15 protein-coding genes are annotated in these 14,496 nt (G+C 66.2%); 9 read left to right on the forward strand and 6 right to left on the reverse strand.

Going from position 1 to position 14,496, the window contains the following annotated elements; translation table 11 throughout:
• Nucleotides 1–72: 72 nt before the first annotated feature.
• Complete coding sequence (locus GD627_RS12885) at nucleotides 73–1,470, forward strand: ABC transporter substrate-binding protein (RefSeq protein WP_152272832.1); 1,398 nt, start codon at nucleotides 73–75, stop codon at nucleotides 1,468–1,470.
• Between the two features lie 74 nt (nucleotides 1,471–1,544).
• Here the strand turns inward: GD627_RS12885 and GD627_RS12890 are convergent, their stop codons facing one another.
• The 4 genes from GD627_RS12890 to GD627_RS12905 form a co-directional block, all read right to left on the reverse strand.
• Nucleotides 1,545–2,291, reverse strand: coding sequence for an ABC transporter ATP-binding protein (locus GD627_RS12890; RefSeq protein ID WP_152272833.1), 747 nt, complete (start codon nucleotides 2,289–2,291; stop codon nucleotides 1,545–1,547).
• The gene (locus GD627_RS12895; protein WP_152273092.1) at nucleotides 2,288–3,235 is read right to left on the reverse strand and encodes an ABC transporter ATP-binding protein; all 948 of its coding nucleotides are present in this window, start codon (nucleotides 3,233–3,235) and stop codon (nucleotides 2,288–2,290) included. Before GD627_RS12895 ends, GD627_RS12890 begins: the two co-directional genes overlap by 4 nt.
• Nucleotides 3,236–3,357: 122 nt before the next feature.
• Nucleotides 3,358–4,338: a branched-chain amino acid ABC transporter permease gene (locus GD627_RS12900; protein WP_152272834.1), complete on the reverse strand. Its 981-nt coding sequence runs from the start codon at nucleotides 4,336–4,338 to the stop codon at nucleotides 3,358–3,360.
• A 13-nt stretch (nucleotides 4,339–4,351) separates the two neighbouring features.
• Nucleotides 4,352–5,659 (reverse strand): branched-chain amino acid ABC transporter permease, encoded by a 1,308-nt coding sequence (locus GD627_RS12905; RefSeq protein ID WP_152273093.1) that lies wholly within the window; start codon nucleotides 5,657–5,659, stop codon nucleotides 4,352–4,354.
• Between the two features lie 348 nt (nucleotides 5,660–6,007).
• Between GD627_RS12905 and GD627_RS12910 the strand changes: the two genes are divergently transcribed.
• The 6 genes from GD627_RS12910 (at nucleotide 6,008) to GD627_RS12935 (ending at nucleotide 11,934) form a co-directional block, all read left to right on the forward strand.
• Nucleotides 6,008–6,847: a Bax inhibitor-1/YccA family protein gene (locus tag GD627_RS12910; RefSeq protein WP_146363687.1), complete on the forward strand. Its 840-nt coding sequence runs from the start codon at nucleotides 6,008–6,010 to the stop codon at nucleotides 6,845–6,847.
• A 270-nt stretch (nucleotides 6,848–7,117) separates the two neighbouring features.
• Nucleotides 7,118–7,834 (forward strand): ANTAR domain-containing protein, encoded by a 717-nt coding sequence (locus tag GD627_RS12915; protein ID WP_152272835.1) that lies wholly within the window; start codon nucleotides 7,118–7,120, stop codon nucleotides 7,832–7,834.
• Between the two features lie 32 nt (nucleotides 7,835–7,866).
• Nucleotides 7,867–8,826, forward strand: coding sequence for an aldose 1-epimerase family protein (locus GD627_RS12920; protein ID WP_152272836.1), 960 nt, complete (start codon nucleotides 7,867–7,869; stop codon nucleotides 8,824–8,826).
• 61 nt (nucleotides 8,827–8,887) lie between these two features.
• A complete protein-coding gene (locus tag GD627_RS12925; RefSeq protein WP_152272837.1) occupies nucleotides 8,888–10,117 on the forward strand; it encodes an AI-2E family transporter in 1,230 nt (409 codons plus the stop codon).
• Complete coding sequence (ilvA, locus tag GD627_RS12930) at nucleotides 10,114–11,355, forward strand: threonine ammonia-lyase (protein WP_152272838.1); 1,242 nt, start codon at nucleotides 10,114–10,116, stop codon at nucleotides 11,353–11,355. Before GD627_RS12925 ends, ilvA begins: the two co-directional genes overlap by 4 nt.
• 3 nt (nucleotides 11,356–11,358) lie before the next feature.
• Nucleotides 11,359–11,934, forward strand: a complete 576-nt coding sequence (locus GD627_RS12935) for a rhomboid family intramembrane serine protease (protein ID WP_152272839.1) — start codon at nucleotides 11,359–11,361, stop codon at nucleotides 11,932–11,934.
• A gap of 25 nt (nucleotides 11,935–11,959) precedes the next feature.
• Here the strand turns inward: GD627_RS12935 and greA are convergent, their stop codons facing one another.
• Nucleotides 11,960–12,451 carry a transcription elongation factor GreA gene (greA, locus tag GD627_RS12940; RefSeq protein WP_246165493.1) on the reverse strand — a complete coding sequence of 164 codons (492 nt, stop codon included), beginning with the start codon at nucleotides 12,449–12,451 and terminating at the stop codon, nucleotides 11,960–11,962.
• Nucleotides 12,452–12,675: 224 nt separating this feature from the next.
• Entirely contained in the window at nucleotides 12,676–13,134 is a 459-nt protein-coding gene (locus tag GD627_RS12945) for a DUF4307 domain-containing protein (protein WP_246165494.1), read from the reverse strand.
• 56 nt (nucleotides 13,135–13,190) lie between these two features.
• Between GD627_RS12945 and mca the strand changes: the two genes are divergently transcribed.
• Nucleotides 13,191–14,108, forward strand: a complete 918-nt coding sequence (mca, locus tag GD627_RS12950) for a mycothiol conjugate amidase Mca (RefSeq protein ID WP_152272840.1) — start codon at nucleotides 13,191–13,193, stop codon at nucleotides 14,106–14,108.
• 48 nt (nucleotides 14,109–14,156) lie between these two features.
• Nucleotides 14,157–14,489 (forward strand): hypothetical protein, encoded by a 333-nt coding sequence (locus GD627_RS12955; protein WP_246165495.1) that lies wholly within the window; start codon nucleotides 14,157–14,159, stop codon nucleotides 14,487–14,489.
• Nucleotides 14,490–14,496: the final 7 nt, after the last annotated feature.

Consider the following 14,496-nt stretch of genomic DNA (forward strand, 5'->3'; position numbering starts at 1 on the left):
GCTTTTCTTCTAATCAGGAACACCTGATATTCGCATCAAAGGCACCCGCCTCTCGATCGGGGAGAAACTTTTATGACTGCACTACGCACTGCCGGCGGTCTCGGCCAGGGCACCGCTTACGCCCGTACCGCCAAGATCGCCGCCCTCGGATTGGGCCTCGCATTGTTCGCCAGCGGCTGCAGCGGCGGAGGATCGGATTCGGGTTCCGAGGAAAGCGCCAGCTCCGGCACCGAAACCGAAACCGCGGCCTCCATCCTGTCCTGCCCGGAGAGCCAGGGCGGCACCGGCACGGATCCGGGGGCTAAGGGTGATCCCGCGGCTGTCCCGGCGTCCACCGGCACCACGGATACTCCGCTGAAAATCGGCTCCCTGCTGCCCACCACCGGCTCCCTGGCCTACCTCGGCCCGCCTGAAATCGCCGGCGTGAACCTGGCCGTCAACGAAATCAATGCAGCCGGCGGCGTCCTGGGCAAGCCCATGGAGGTGGTCCACCGCGATTCCGGCGACACCACCACGGATATCGCCACGCAGTCGGTCAATGACCTGCTCAGCCAGGGCGTCAGCGCCGTCGTCGGCGCAGCATCCTCCGGCGTCTCCAAGACAGTCATTGGCAACATCACCGGAGCCGGCGTCATCCAGTTCTCCCCGGCCAACACCTCGCCGGACTTCACCACCTGGGACGACAAGGGCCTGTACTGGCGTACCGCGCCCTCGGATGTCCTGCAGGGCCGTATCCTGGGCAACTACATCATGTCCTGCGGCGCGCAGACCGTGGGCATGATCGTGCTTAACGACGCCTACGGCACGGGGCTGCAGAGCAACGTGAAGACCTCCGTGGAAGACGCCGGCGGCCAGGTGGTGGCGGAGGAGATGTTCAACGAGGGCGACTCCCAGTTCAGCAGCCAGGTGGACGCGGTGGCAGCCGCAAAGCCGGACGCCGTCGTGGTGATCAGCTTTGACCAGGCCAAGAGCATTGTGCCGCTGCTGACGGCCAAGGGTATCGATTCCAGCCAGCTGTTCTTCGTGGACGGCAACACGTCTGACTACAGCAAGGACCTGGACGCCGGAACCCTCGAAGGGGCGCAGGGCACCATCCCCGGCACCTTCGCCTCGGACAACTTCAAGGATTCCCTGCTTGAGGTTGATCCGGCCCTGAAGGACTGGTCCTACGCCGGTGAAAGCTACGACGCAGTGACCCTGCTGGCCCTGGCCTCCGAGGCTGCCGGCAGCACGGACGGCAAAGCCATTGCCGCCCAGCTGGAGAGCGTGTCCGGTGCGGGCGAGAAGTGCTACGACTACGCCGGCTGCGTGACCATCCTGCGCAACGGCGGAGACGTTGACTATGACGGCTACTCCGGACCGATCACGTTTGATGCGAACGGAGACCCGACGGAGGCATCCATCGGTATCTACCAGTACGACGCCGATAACGTGCCGCAGCCCAGCCGCTCGGAAGAGGGCAAGCTCTAGCCCCTCAGCAGCAATGGAACAGCCCCCGCCGGTACCGGCGGGGGCTGTTCCATTGCTGGGTGCTCTGCAGCGGCTTACGCGGTGTCCGCCAGCGTGCCCAGGTAGAGCTGGATGACCTTGGGATCCTTCATCAGTTCCCGCCCCGTGCCGGTGTAGGCGTCCCTGCCCTGATCCAGGACATAGGCACGGTCGCAGATCTGCAGGCAGCGGCGTGCATTCTGTTCCACCATGATCACCGACACCCCGGCACGGTTGATTTCGTGGACCCGCAGGAAGGCTTCGTCCTGCTTGACGGGGGAGAGGCCGGCGGACGGCTCGTCCAGCAGGAGCACCGCCGGATCCATCATCAGGGCGCGGCCCATGGCAACCATCTGGCGTTCGCCGCCGGAGAGCGAACCGGCCCGCTGGGCGCGGCGCTTCCGCAGCTCGGGGAAGACCTCGGAGACGAAGTCGAAGCGGTCCTTGAAGGTCTTGGGCGCCTGGTAGACGCCCATCTGCAGGTTCTCCTCGATGGTGAGGGAGGGGAAGACATTGTTGTTCTGCGGCACGAAACCCACTCCGCGGCTCACCAGTTTGTTGGCCTTCAGGCCGGTGAGGTCCTGGCCCCGGACCACCACGGTTCCGGAGTGCACCTTCACCAGCCCGAACATGGCCTTCAGCAGGGTCGACTTGCCGGCGCCGTTGGGACCGATAATGCCGATGAGCTCCCCGCGTCGTGCCTCGATGCTGCAGCCGTTGAGGATGTTGACCCCGGGAATGTAGCCGGCCACCAGATCGGTTACCTTGACGACGGAATCCCCGTCGAATGCCTCGCCGGTCATGCCTGATCCTTCCGTTCGTCGATCCGCCTGCCGACCACGCCGTCAGGTTCAGTGCCCACCGAGGACTCGGCGTCGTGCTCCAGCTCGGCCTCGAGTTTCTCAAAGCCCTCGGAATCGCCGAGGTCAACATCGTGGTGGGCGCCCAGATACGCGTCGATGACAGCCTGGTCCTTCATGACGTCTTCGGGCGGGCCCTCGGCCACGACCTTGCCTTCGGCCATGACCACCACCCAGTCCGCGATGTGCCGGACCATGTGCATGTCATGTTCCACGAACAGGACCGTCATGCCCTCGGCCTTGAGGTTCTTGATGTGGTCCAGCAGGGACTGAGTGAGGGCCGGGTTCACACCGGCCATCGGCTCGTCCAGCATCACCAGCTTGGGGCGGACCATCAGGGCCCGTGCCATTTCCAGCAGCTTGCGCTGGCCGCCGGAGAGCGAGGCCGCGTAGTCGCTGCGCTTGGTGTCCAGCTTGAACTTCTCCAGCAGGACATCCGCCTGCTCGGTGATTTCACGCTCCCGGCCGCGCCACAGCGGCGGCAGCAATGCCCGCCAGAGGGATTCACCGGGCTGCGACGTCGCGCCGAGGCGCATGTTCTCAATCACCGTGAGCTTGCCCATGACCTTGGTCAGCTGGAACGTGCGCACCATGCCCAGGCGGGCCACCTTGTAGGCGGAAACCCCGGCCAGGTTTTTGCCCTCGAACTGCCACTCGCCGGACTGGGGTGTGTCGAAACCGGTCAGCAGGTTGAAGAGGGTGGTTTTGCCGGCACCGTTGGGTCCGATCAGGGCCGTGATCTTGTGCCGCGGGATTTCCACGTGCCCGACGTCGACGGCGTTGATCCCGCCGTAGGTCCGGGTGACGTTCTTCGCCACCAGGATCGGATCGCGTTTGCTGCAGCCCGGGCCGGTTTCCCCGACGGCTATCGGGCGCGTGTCCGTCATGTATTCATTTCCGGCGGTGCCGGCCGGTGCCGCACTGTCCGCGGCCGCGGGAGTCCCGGCCGGGGATGCGGCATGGGCGCCCTTGGCCCGTACGGCCGTTTGGGGTTCGTGTGCCTCGTGGCTCATGCGAATGCCAGCTCCTTCTTGTTTCCGAGGATGCCCTGGGGTCTGAAGACCATCAGCAGCATCAGCGCCACGCCCACCAGGATGTAGCGGATCTGTCCTGCCTGGGACGTGGTGATGAAGGTGATGTATCCCGATTCAATGGCGCCGTAGAGCAGGCCCTGGGTGACCGAGAGAATGGCCCAGAAGATCATCGAGCCGATCACCGGACCCAGCACGGTGGACATTCCGCCCAGGAGCAGGGCCGTGTACAGGTAGAAGGTCAGTTCCGTGCCGTAGTTGGCCGGCTGCACTGCGTCCCGGGGGAGGGTGAAGATGATGCCGGCCAGGCTGCCGAGGAGGCCGCCGATAATCAGTGCCTGCATCTTGTAGGCATAGACGTTCTTGCCCAGTGCACGGACTGCGTTCTCATCCTCGCGGATTCCCTTGACCACGCGTCCCCACGGACTGCGGATCAGCAGCCACACCAGGAGGCAGGCCACGATCACCAGCAGCCAGGCGACAATCCGGATCCACACATCGCGCTCGTTCATGGCGAACGGACCCATGTTGTAGCTGCCCGGCGGCACCGGATTGAGTGCGTAGAAGCTGCCGGTGAAGGCGGCCAGCCCGTTGGCGGATCCGGTCACCGGCGTCATGGAGTTGGTGGTCACGACGAAGCGGATGATCTCCGCGGCGGCGATGGTGACGATCGCCAGGTAATCGGCCCGCAGGCGCAGGGTGGGTATGCCCAGGATGACAGCGAACACCACCGAACTCAGCAGGGCAATCAGCACAGCCAGGGGAAGCGGGGCGTTAAAGGAAATAATGGGAATGGCGAAGCCGTAGGCGCCAATGGCCATGAAGCCGGCCTGGCCGAAGTTCAGCAGGCCGGTATAGCCGAAGTGCACCGCGAGCCCGAGGGCGGCGAGGGCATAGGCGGCCGTGGTGGGGCTGATGATCTCGTTCAGCGCGCCGAGAAGAATGTTACTGAAATCCATCTGAACTAAGCCCCTAACCTATGCGCTCGCGGCGGCCGAGGAGTCCCTGCGGCCGGACCAGCAGGACGAGAATCATGATGACCAGGGCGCCCACGTACTTGAGGTCCGCCTCCAGCCAAAGGGTGGAGATCTCCACAAAGAGACCCACCAGGACGGACCCGATCAGGGCGCCGAACACGGTGCCGAGTCCGCCGAGCGTCACGCCGGCGAAGATCAGCAACAGGATCTGCTGGCCCATGTTGAACGACACTCCCGGGCGGTAGTACGCCCACAGGATGCCGCCCATGGCCGCCAGTGCGCCGCCGATGACCCAGACCAGCCGGATGACCGCGTCCACGTCAATGCCGGACGCCGCAGCCAGCGACGGATTGTCGGCCACCGCGCGGGTGGCCTTGCCGATCCGGGTACGCAGCAGCAGCAGGGCCACCACCAGGATGACGGCCAGGGACACGATCAGGGAGACGAGGGTGTTCCGCGGAATGGAGACGGGGCCGAGCTCCAGGAGGGGGCTCTGGGCGCCGGGCAGCTGCTTGGTGCCGCCGCCGAAGAAGAACAGGACGGTGTAGCGGACGGCCACGGCCAGTCCGATACTGACGATCATCATGGGGACCAGGCCGGTGCCGCGCCGCCGCAGCGGTCTCCAGATGCCGGCGTCCTGCACATACCCGAAGGCGCCGCCGCCCGCTACCGCAAGCGGCAGGGCCAGCCAGACCGGAATCCCGAGCGCCGCGAACGCGAACGCCAGGACGGCACCGAGGGTGACCATCTCGCCGTGTGCAAAGTTGGTCAGCCCGGTGGTGCCGAAAATCAGTGAGAGTCCGACGGCGCTCAACGCCAGCAGCAGCCCGAAACTCAGCCCGGCCACCGCACGCTCGGCGAGGAGCGAGCCGAAGCTCTCCTCCTGGAGCACGATGCCCTCGCCGAGCAGGAACAGGGTGGTGATGTTGGTGGTTCCTGCGAAGGTCACCGTGCGCGGGTTCTGCTGGCCCTCGGCCAGTTCGACGCCGTCCGGGAGCGTGGATTCCTCCAGCTCCACCTCGTACGCGCCCTGTACCGGTACGCCGATGGACCAGGAGCCGTTGGCTGCGGTCAGCACTTCGCCCTCGTAGCCGTTGCCGGTGGCGGTGATCCTGACGCCTTCGATGGGCGTGCCCTGGTTTCGGACGACACCGCTGATCCGGTCGGAGTATTCGGCGCCGTCAGTGGATCCGGTACCGGCCGCGGGTGCGGAGGCACCGTCCGAGGGCGTGGTTGTTGTAGCGGAAGCGGCCGGGGAAGCGAGCAGGAGTGCAGCGAACATCGCTGCCATCGCTGCCAGCATCCCCAGATACCGGGTCAGCGCCGATGTTCTTAGCAAAATTCCAAAACCTCCACGCAGGGCTGCGGGACCGGCGAAGCGGCACGCAGACGGGTAGATGTGACAAAGGTCACCGATTGGGGAACATGCTACCCACTGAATGTTTCCGGGGAGTGACGTTTCCCGCACTGCGCATGTCGCGATCGGGTAACGACTTGGCTGCCTCCGGCGCAAGGCGCCCGGGCCCGGACGGGGTCCGGTATGCCGAACCGTTATCCGCAGGCCCTGGAATCCCGGGAATCCTCGAACGGTCCGGAACGTTCTACTTGGTAGGCTGAACTGAAACAGCCCCCCAGATGGAGGACAGATTCAATGGCACTTGGCGGAAATCCGGTTTTTAACGGAAAGAACTTCCGTTCCCAGACCCGCGGCGGCAACGCCTCGGGTTCACTGGCAACTGACAACAGCTACATGACCCCGCAGCAGCTGCAGGATCTTTACACGGCCCCGTCTGCCAAGCCGTCGGACATGGGCCGCATGACCTATGACGACGTCATCATGAAGACGGTCTTCTGCCTGGCGATGGTCCTGGTGGGCGCAGCCGTCCCCACGTTCCTGCTGCCGGGAATGGGCGGCGGACTGATGATCCTAGGCGCCCTGGGCGGGTTCGTCCTGGGCCTCGTGAACTCCTTCAAGCGTGAACCGGTACCGGCCCTTATCCTGGCCTACGCGTTCCTCGAAGGCATGTTCCTCGGCGGGCTGACCGCCTTCCTCGACGGGATGTACCCGGGAGTCGGCCTGCAGGCCGTGCTGGGCACACTGGCAGTCTTCGCCGTCACCCTCGTGCTGTTCCGCAGCGGGAAGGTGCGGGCCACCCCCAAGGCTGTCCGCTTCTTTATGATCGCGATCATCGGCTACGCCGTATTCTCCCTGCTCAACGTCGGCCTGATGATCTTCGGCGGCGTGCAGGATCCGTGGGGCCTGCGCGGCCAGGAGATCTTCGGCATTCCGCTGGGCGTCTTCATCGGCATCCTGGCCATCGGCCTGGCAGCGTTCTCGCTCATCATGGACTTCACGTCCATTGAGCAGGGCGTCAAGGCAGGAACCCCGGAGCGTTACTCCTGGACCGCTGCGTTCGGCCTGACCGTGACGCTGGTCTGGCTGTACGTGGAGATCATCCGTCTGCTGTCCATCCTGCGCGGCAGCGACTAAGAGTCCCAGCTGCCCCTTCGCCGACGCGGAAGGGCGGCAGCACCACCGGAAGGACCCCAGGCACACAGCCTGCGGTCCTTCCGCTGTTTAAGACTCCCGAAGACCCGTACGCTCGTATGCTCTGGGCACCCCCGGTCCGGGCACGTAGCATGGCGTCGGGGGACCGATCCCCGGCGCCGCCGGTCTGAGCAGGGAACGGCGAGCAGCCCGAAGCAGTCCCAAACGGTCCGGCACGGTGCGTCCGCACCCGGGCAGGAAAGGGAGTTCCCGATGGTCAAAGCACCGCCGCAGTCAGTGGTCGAGGAACTCGTCGCTGTCCTGCTGGCCGGTTCGTCCACGGAGATGTTCCTGGCGGAAGCGGCAGCTGCCGCCGCCCGGCGGCTGGGCCTGCCGCCGCCGGACGGGTGTTCGATTGCCGTTTCGCGCCGCCGCCGGCCGGTTCTTGCCGTCTGCACCAGCGGCCTGGAGGGACTGCACGCCGGCGGGGAATACGGACCCGGCAGCCCCGGCGGCGTTGTGCTGGGCGGGGGACCCGACGTCGTCGTGGCGGACCTCGCTGCATCGCACCGATGGACAGCTCTGTCCGGGGCAGCGGACCACGGTATCCGGGCGTTCGCCGCCGTCGCCCTGCCGCTGGAGGGGGACCGCGGGGTGCTCAGCTGCTATGCGGGATCCGCGTATGCGTTCGGACCGGCGGAGATGGCAGCGGTACACGCGGTTGCCGCCGAGACGGCCAAGGCCCTCCGACTGGCCCTGCTGCTCGATGCCCAGACCAACCGTGCGGCGAACCTCCAGTCGGCTTTGGAGTCACGGACCGTGGTGGATCTGGCCGCGGGCATCATCATGGGGCAGAACGGCTGCAGCCAGCAGGCAGCGATCGATATCCTCCGCAGCGTCTCGAACAGCCGCAATATCAAGATCCGCAACGTCGCCGCCGGCGTGGTCGCCGCGGTGAGCGACCGGGTGAGCACGCATTTCGACGAGTAGGCAGCAGCCAGGCACGGGTAGGATAGGGCGGCATGAACGCAACCGGCAGTGAACCCGCGGAGGCCACCCCCGCCACCGGAACCCAGTACGAAATCGCCCGCGGCGCCTCCCGTGCCGTCATCGGATCCCTGGGCGGCGCGCTCCGCCGGTACACGGTGAACGGCGTGGACCTGGTCCAGACCTACCCGGACGGGGCCATCCCTCCGTCCGCCAACGGGGTGCTCCTGGCGCCCTGGCCCAACCGGGTAGCGGACGGCCGGTGGACGCTGGACGGACAAACCCAGCAGCTGGACATTACGGAGCCGTCGCGCGGGCATGCCAGCCACGGGCTGCTGCGCAACACCGGGTACACCCTCCGGGACCAGGCTTCCGGAGCCGTGGAACTGGAGGCGGAGATATTCGCGCAGCACGGGTATCCGTTCCATCTCCTGCACCGCGCACGCTACAGCCTTGACGACGACGGCGGCCTGCACGTGCACCAGAGCCTGACCAACCTGGGCGCCGCGGACGCTCCCGTTGCCCTTGGAGCCCATCCGTTTCTTCGGCTCGGCGACGTCCCGACGGAAGACCTGGTGCTGACCGTGGCGGCATCAACCGAAGTCACCGTCGATGACCGGCTTATCCCCAACGGCCGGCGCGAGCCAGCCGGAGCAACGGACCTCCGGGGCGGCGCCCGGGTGGCCGACCTGGCGCTGGACAGTGCCTACACCGACCTTGCCGTGGATGACTCCGGCCCCGAGGGGGCGGCGCACCGGCATGTCCTGACCGCACCTGACGGCCGCACGGTCAGCCTCTGGACCGGACCCGAATGCCGTTACGTCCACGTGTTCGTCACCGACACCTTCCCCGGCCAGTCCCGGGCCGTGGCCCTGGAGCCGATGACGGCGCCGGCCAACGCGCTGAACTCCGGGGAATCGCTGACCTGGCTGCCGCCCGGCCGGACCTTTTCCGCCCGCTGGGGCATTCTCGGCGGGCCGTCGCCTGCGCCGTAACAGCGGCGGACAGGCGCGTAAAAGCGGGTTCGGGCGCAGCAGACTATGGAAAGATGGGCCCATGAAACCCCATGTACGCCGCACCGGTGCGCCGCGGGCGCTGCAGGCTGCTGCTGCCAACGCCGGCCGCAGCAATGACGAGGTTCCTTTCGCCCTGCGGGTGAGCGCCGCCTGGGCCTGGCGTCTGGGTATTGTCCTGATTGTCGGGGCCGGACTCATCTGGGTCCTCAGCCACTTCTCGCTGCTGATTATTCCGCTGATGGTTGCCGCCCTGCTGGCCGGGCTGCTGTCGCCGGTCACCAACTGGCTGCGGCGGAACCGGCTGCCCGGAGGACTGTCGGTGGCAGTGACCATCGTGGCGTTCCTGGGCGTTATTATCGCCGCCCTGGCCCTGGTGGGACGGCAGCTCGCGCTCGGATTCCGCGACCTTTGGGGAGAGACGCTTCAGGGGATCCGCCAGGTTCAGGACTGGTTGTCCTCCGGACCGCTGAACATCAGCGCCGGGGACATGGATTCCTTGGTCAACGAAGCCAGCACCACGCTGCAGGACAACTCGGCGAACATCCTTTCCGGTGCGCTGAGCGTGGGCAGCAGCGCCGGCCACTTTGCCGCCGGAATCCTCCTGACTTTGTTCGCCCTGGTCTTCTTCCTGCTGGACGGGCGCCGGATCTGGGAATTCACGACCGGACTGCTGCCCCGGCGTGCACGGCCTGCCGCCTACGGAGCCGGCATCCACGGCTGGGTATCCATGGTCAACTATGTGCGCGTCCAGGTGGTGGTGGCGCTTATCGATGCCATCGGCATCGCCGGGGGTGCGGCCCTGATCGGAGTGCCGCTGGCCCTTCCCCTCGGGGTGCTGGTGTTCCTGGGTTCGTTTGTTCCGCTGATTGGTGCCTTCCTCACCGGCTTCGTGGCCGTCCTGCTGGCGCTCGTGGCCAACGGCCCGGTCAACGCGTTGATCATGCTGGGCATTGTGCTGCTGGTGCAGCAGCTGGAATCCCACATCCTGCAGCCGCTGATCATGGGGCGGGCGGTGTCCCTCCATCCGCTGGCGGTGATTCTGGCCGTCACGGGCGGCACCCTCGCCGCCGGGGTTCCCGGAGCCCTGTTCTCCGTGCCGCTGCTGGCTATCCTCAACACGGTGGTCCGCTACATTGCGGCGCGCGGCTGGGAAAATGACCTGGCCATTGAACCGGACACCGAGGACGACGACGGCGGGGACCCCGGGGAACCGGCCGGCAGCGCCGGCACCCCGAACGCGGCGGCTGCAGGGGAGGAGCAGCAGCCATGACCGATCTGTCGATGCTGCCCGTGACGCTGGATGACATCCGTGCGGCGGCAAAACTCCTGGACGGCGTCATAGCGCACACCCCTGTCGAGTCCTCCCGGGCCCTGGCCCGGGAGACCGGCTCACCGGTCTACCTCAAATGCGAGAACCTCCAGCGCGCAGGGTCCTTCAAGGTCCGCGGTGCCTACGTGCGCATGGCCAAACTGTCCCCTGCGGACAAGGCACGGGGAGTGGTGGCTGCCTCCGCGGGAAACCACGCCCAGGGGGTGGCCGTGGCCGCCGCCCGGCTGGGCATCGCCGCCCGGATCTACATGCCGCTGGGAGTGGCACTGCCCAAGCTTGCTGCCACCCGGGGTCACGGTGCCGAGGTGATCCTGCACGGACACACCGTGGACGATGCCCTGGCCGAGGCCCAGCGGTACTCGGACCGGACGGGTGCCGTGTTCGTCCATCCGTTCGACAACGTGGACGTGGTGGCCGGGCAGGGAACCATCGGACTCGAACTCCTGGACCAGATACCGGACCTGGACACCGTCGTCATGGGGGTGGGCGGCGGGGGACTGCTCGCCGGCGTCGCCGTCGCGCTCAAATCCCGCGCCCGTGAGCTGGGCCGCGAGATCCGGATCATCGGGGTGCAGGCGGAAAACGCCGCCTCCTATCCGCCGTCGCTGGCCGCCGACGCCCTGGTGCCGCTGACCCGGGTCAGCACCATCGCTGACGGCATCGCCGTCGGACGTCCCGGACAGCTGCCGTTCTCGATCATCCGTGAACTGGTGGACGACGTTGTGACCGTCAGCGAGGATTCCCTGGCCCGCGCCCTGATTTTCCTCCTCGAGCGTGCCAAGATGGTCGTGGAACCGGCAGGAGCCGTGGGAGTGGCAGCCTTGATGGACGGGAAGATCGACAATCCCGGCACCACGGCAGTGATCCTCTCCGGCGGCAATATTGATCCGATGCTCATGCTGAAGGTCATCCAGCGGGGACTGGCGGCTGCGGGCCGTTATCTGGTGGTCCGTATCCTCCTTGACGACCGCCCGGGGTCCCTGGCAACCATTTCGCGGATCATTGCGGATGCGGATGCCAACGTCACCGGAGTGGACCACACGAGGGTAGGAGGATCCATCAGCATGGGAGACGTTGCCATCACCATCAACATGGAAACCAAGGGCCATGAGCACTGCGAACTGGTGCTGAAGAACCTGCGCGCCGAGGGCTTCCAGCCCGTAGTGCTGCCGGGTTAGGCCATGGCTGCTTCCCGTGCACGGACCGCCCTCGCCGGCTCGCTTCTGTTTGCCGCAGTGCTGTGGGCGGTGTACCTGCTGACTTTCCTGATCAAACCGATCGTTTTTCCGTTGCTGGGCATCCTGCCGCGGCAGCTGGAGGGGCTCGACGGCGTGGTGTTCGCTCCGCTCCTGCATGCCGGCACCTCCCATCTGCTGGGCAACACCCTGCCGCTGATCGTCTTTTCCTTCCTCACCCTGCTGGAAGGAGTCAAACGGTTCGCCTCGGTGCTGGCCATTTCCTGGCTGTGCTCGGGAATCGGGGTATGGCTGTTCGGCAGCGGACTGACGGTGGGGGTATCGGGTGTGGTGTTCGGCCTGTTCGCGTATCTGATGGTCCGCGGCTTCTCCAACCGGAACCTTGCCCAGATCCTGCTCAGCGGGCTGCTGTTCCTGGTCTACGGATCCATCCTCTGGGGCCTTTTCCCCACCTCTTGGGGTGTCTCCTGGCAGGCCCACCTGTTCGGGGCAGCCGGGGGAGTGCTGGCCGCCGTCGTGCTGCGCCGGGAGGCGCCCACGCAAAAGCGGGCCCTCCCGTAGGAGAGCCCGCCCGCAGGTGGAGAGATTAAGCCGCGTACGGCTTGGCGGAGATGATTTCCACGGAAATGCTCTTGCCGTTCGGTGCCGTGTAGGTGGTGCTGTCCCCGGCCTTGAGGCCCTGGATGGATGCACCCAGCGGGGACTTTTCACTGTAGACATCAATGCTGCTGTCGCCGGCAATCTCGCGGCTGCCCAGCAGGAAGGTCTCGACGTCGCCGGCAACGCGTGCTTCCACCAGCATGCCCGGTTCCACCACTCCGTCATCCGCCGGAGCTTCGCCAACGTGCGCGGTTTCAAGGAGCTGCGTCAGCTGGCGGATGCGGGCCTCGGTCTTGCCCTGCTCTTCCTTCGCCGCGTGGTAGCCGCCGTTCTCCTTGAGGTCGCCCTCGGACCGTGCCTGCTCAATACGGGCAACGATCTCCGTCCGGCCCGGACCGGACAGGTGCTCCAATTCCGCCTTCAGGCGGTCGTAAGACTCCTGCGTGAGCCAGGCGACAGATGCGCTGTTGGTTGACACGGGTATCTCCTTAGATAAACGTCCGGACCACTGATTGGTCCGGCATGGCTGAATGCCGGCCGGCCGGATCGGCCTGACAAGCAAAGACCCCGCCGGGCGGAAACCGTCTGGTTTGGCATCTCTACCAAAGACCAGCCGGACGCCTGGGCGGGGCATGTTGTGCTCTCCATACTAGTTTGCCCGCAGACTTAACCCAATATGCGGGAAAAAGGTGTCACGGAGAGCTACTCTCCGTCCACGATCCAGCAGGTATTCACACCGCCGTTGACCGCCGGGGAATCTATGCGGAGCACCACCTGATGGGTGCTGCTGTCCGGTGCCTCCGGGCCCAGGACCACCGTCTTCCACCCGACGACGGCGTAGCTTTCGTTGAGTGCCTGGACGGCGCAGGCGGCGGTGCTCCCGGCCGACTTATCGACTTGGAAATCCACCGCGACGAGGCCGTCTTCCGGAAAGGTGAAACCCACGTCCTTGGAGGTCACTGTTCCGGTGGAGGACGGGAAGCTTGCCCACGCCACTCCCACTGCGCCCAGCACCACCGCGGCAGACACCGCAACGATCCGCGCACGCCGGGACAGGCCCCGCTTGGGAGCGCCGTAACGATTGGCTAATCTGGACTCGGACGTGGAAACGTCCGGCTGCTGGGGCGTCGGCGTCTCGTGCTGGCCTTCCGAAGTGCTCACACCCCTATTTTAGCCGTCGAATCCACCGCGATAATCCGCTTACCTCTGGAGTTGCCTTGTCTGCCCGCGAAAGCACCGAATCCCGGACCACCGAACCGCTGCGCCTGCTTGCGGTGCACGCCCACCCCGATGACGAGGCCAGCAAGGGCGCGGCAATGATGGCGTCCTACGCTGCTGCCGGCGTCGACGTCATGGTAGCCACCTGCACCGGCGGGGAGCGGGGATCCATCCTCAACCCCGGAGCCGCAGACGATCCTCACGGCAAGCGGGATCTGGCCGGACTGCGCCGGCAGGAAATGGCCGCGGCCCAGGCCGCGCTGGGCATCCGGCACCGCTGGCTGGGGTTCGCCGATTCCGGCCTGCCCGAAGGGGACCCCCTGCCGGACCTGCCTTTTGGCTGCTTTGCCCTGCAGCCGCTGGAACGGGCTGCGGCACCCCTGGTGCAGCTGGTGCGCGCCTTCCGTCCGCACGTCATCATCAGCTATGACGAAAACGGCGGCTATCCGCACCCGGACCACATCATGGCCCACAAGGTCGCCGTGGAGGCCTTCGCTGCCGCCGGGGACCCGGAGCGGTACCCCGGAACCGGTACCCCGTGGGAGCCGCTGAAGCTCTACTATGACCGCGCGTTCAACCCCGAACGCTTCCGTGCCCTGCACTTCGCGCTCGAAGAGGCGGGCCTGCAGTCCCCGTACGCCGAACGGATTGCCGCCTGGCAGGAAACCGATACGGAAGGCCACCAGCCGCCCGTACCACTGCACGCCACCACCACCCAGATCGAGTGCGGGGATTTCTTCGAAGTCCGGGATGAGGCGCTGCGCAGCCACCGCACGCAGGTTGACCCGGAGGGCTTCTTCTTCGCCGTCAGCCCGGACATGCAGCGCAAGGTCTGGCCCTGGGAGGACTACTCCCTGATCGAGTCCCGCGTGGAAACCGAACTCCCGGAAACCGACCTGTTCGCTGGCATACGATAGAACACGGGGACCCCGGTTCCGCCGCAGTATCTACAAGAGAGAAATACCGTGAACTTCCTGTACAGCCTGGCTACCGCCGTCACCCCGGCACCGGACGAAACCCTCGCCCCGGGAGTTGCCGCCGAAGACGTGACCCCGGGTCTGCTGGGCTTCCTCTTTACGCTTTTCATGGTGATTGCGATCATCTTGCTGATCCGCGACATGACCAAGCGGATCCGCCGGGTCCGCTACCGCGAGCAGGTGTTGGCGGAGCAGGAAGCAGCCGACCGCGAAGCCTCCGGCACGGAAGCCGAGCCGGACTCGTCCCGGACGGCGCTTGCCATGGATAGGTCGGTCAAGGATCCGGAGAAGCGCGACACCACCTGGGACCACCTGCGGTAGCGGGGCA

The organism is Arthrobacter yangruifuii (genome assembly GCF_009192775.1).
Classification (GTDB): Bacteria; Actinomycetota; Actinomycetes; order Actinomycetales; family Micrococcaceae; genus Arthrobacter_B; species Arthrobacter_B yangruifuii.

Excerpts from the sequence above, each read along its gene's own strand:
- GD627_RS12920 (WP_152272836.1), top strand. The coding sequence starts at position 7,867 with ATGAACGCAACCGGCAGTGAACCCGCGGAGGCCACCCCCGCCACCGGA.
- GD627_RS12935 (WP_152272839.1), top strand. The coding sequence starts at position 11,359 with ATGGCTGCTTCCCGTGCACGGACCGCCCTCGCCGGCTCGCTTCTGTTT.
- ilvA (WP_152272838.1), top strand. The coding sequence starts at position 10,114 with ATGACCGATCTGTCGATGCTGCCCGTGACGCTGGATGACATCCGTGCG.
- GD627_RS12905 (WP_152273093.1), bottom strand. The coding sequence starts at position 5,659 with ATGCTGGCAGCGATGGCAGCGATGTTCGCTGCACTCCTGCTCGCTTCC.
- GD627_RS12885 (WP_152272832.1), top strand. The coding sequence starts at position 73 with ATGACTGCACTACGCACTGCCGGCGGTCTCGGCCAGGGCACCGCTTAC.
- GD627_RS12915 (WP_152272835.1), top strand. The coding sequence starts at position 7,118 with ATGGTCAAAGCACCGCCGCAGTCAGTGGTCGAGGAACTCGTCGCTGTC.
- GD627_RS12890 (WP_152272833.1), bottom strand. The coding sequence starts at position 2,291 with ATGACCGGCGAGGCATTCGACGGGGATTCCGTCGTCAAGGTAACCGAT.
- GD627_RS12910 (WP_146363687.1), top strand. The coding sequence starts at position 6,008 with ATGGCACTTGGCGGAAATCCGGTTTTTAACGGAAAGAACTTCCGTTCC.
- GD627_RS12895 (WP_152273092.1), bottom strand. The coding sequence starts at position 3,235 with ATGACGGACACGCGCCCGATAGCCGTCGGGGAAACCGGCCCGGGCTGC.
- GD627_RS12900 (WP_152272834.1), bottom strand. The coding sequence starts at position 4,338 with ATGGATTTCAGTAACATTCTTCTCGGCGCGCTGAACGAGATCATCAGC.
- GD627_RS12925 (WP_152272837.1), top strand. The coding sequence starts at position 8,888 with ATGAAACCCCATGTACGCCGCACCGGTGCGCCGCGGGCGCTGCAGGCT.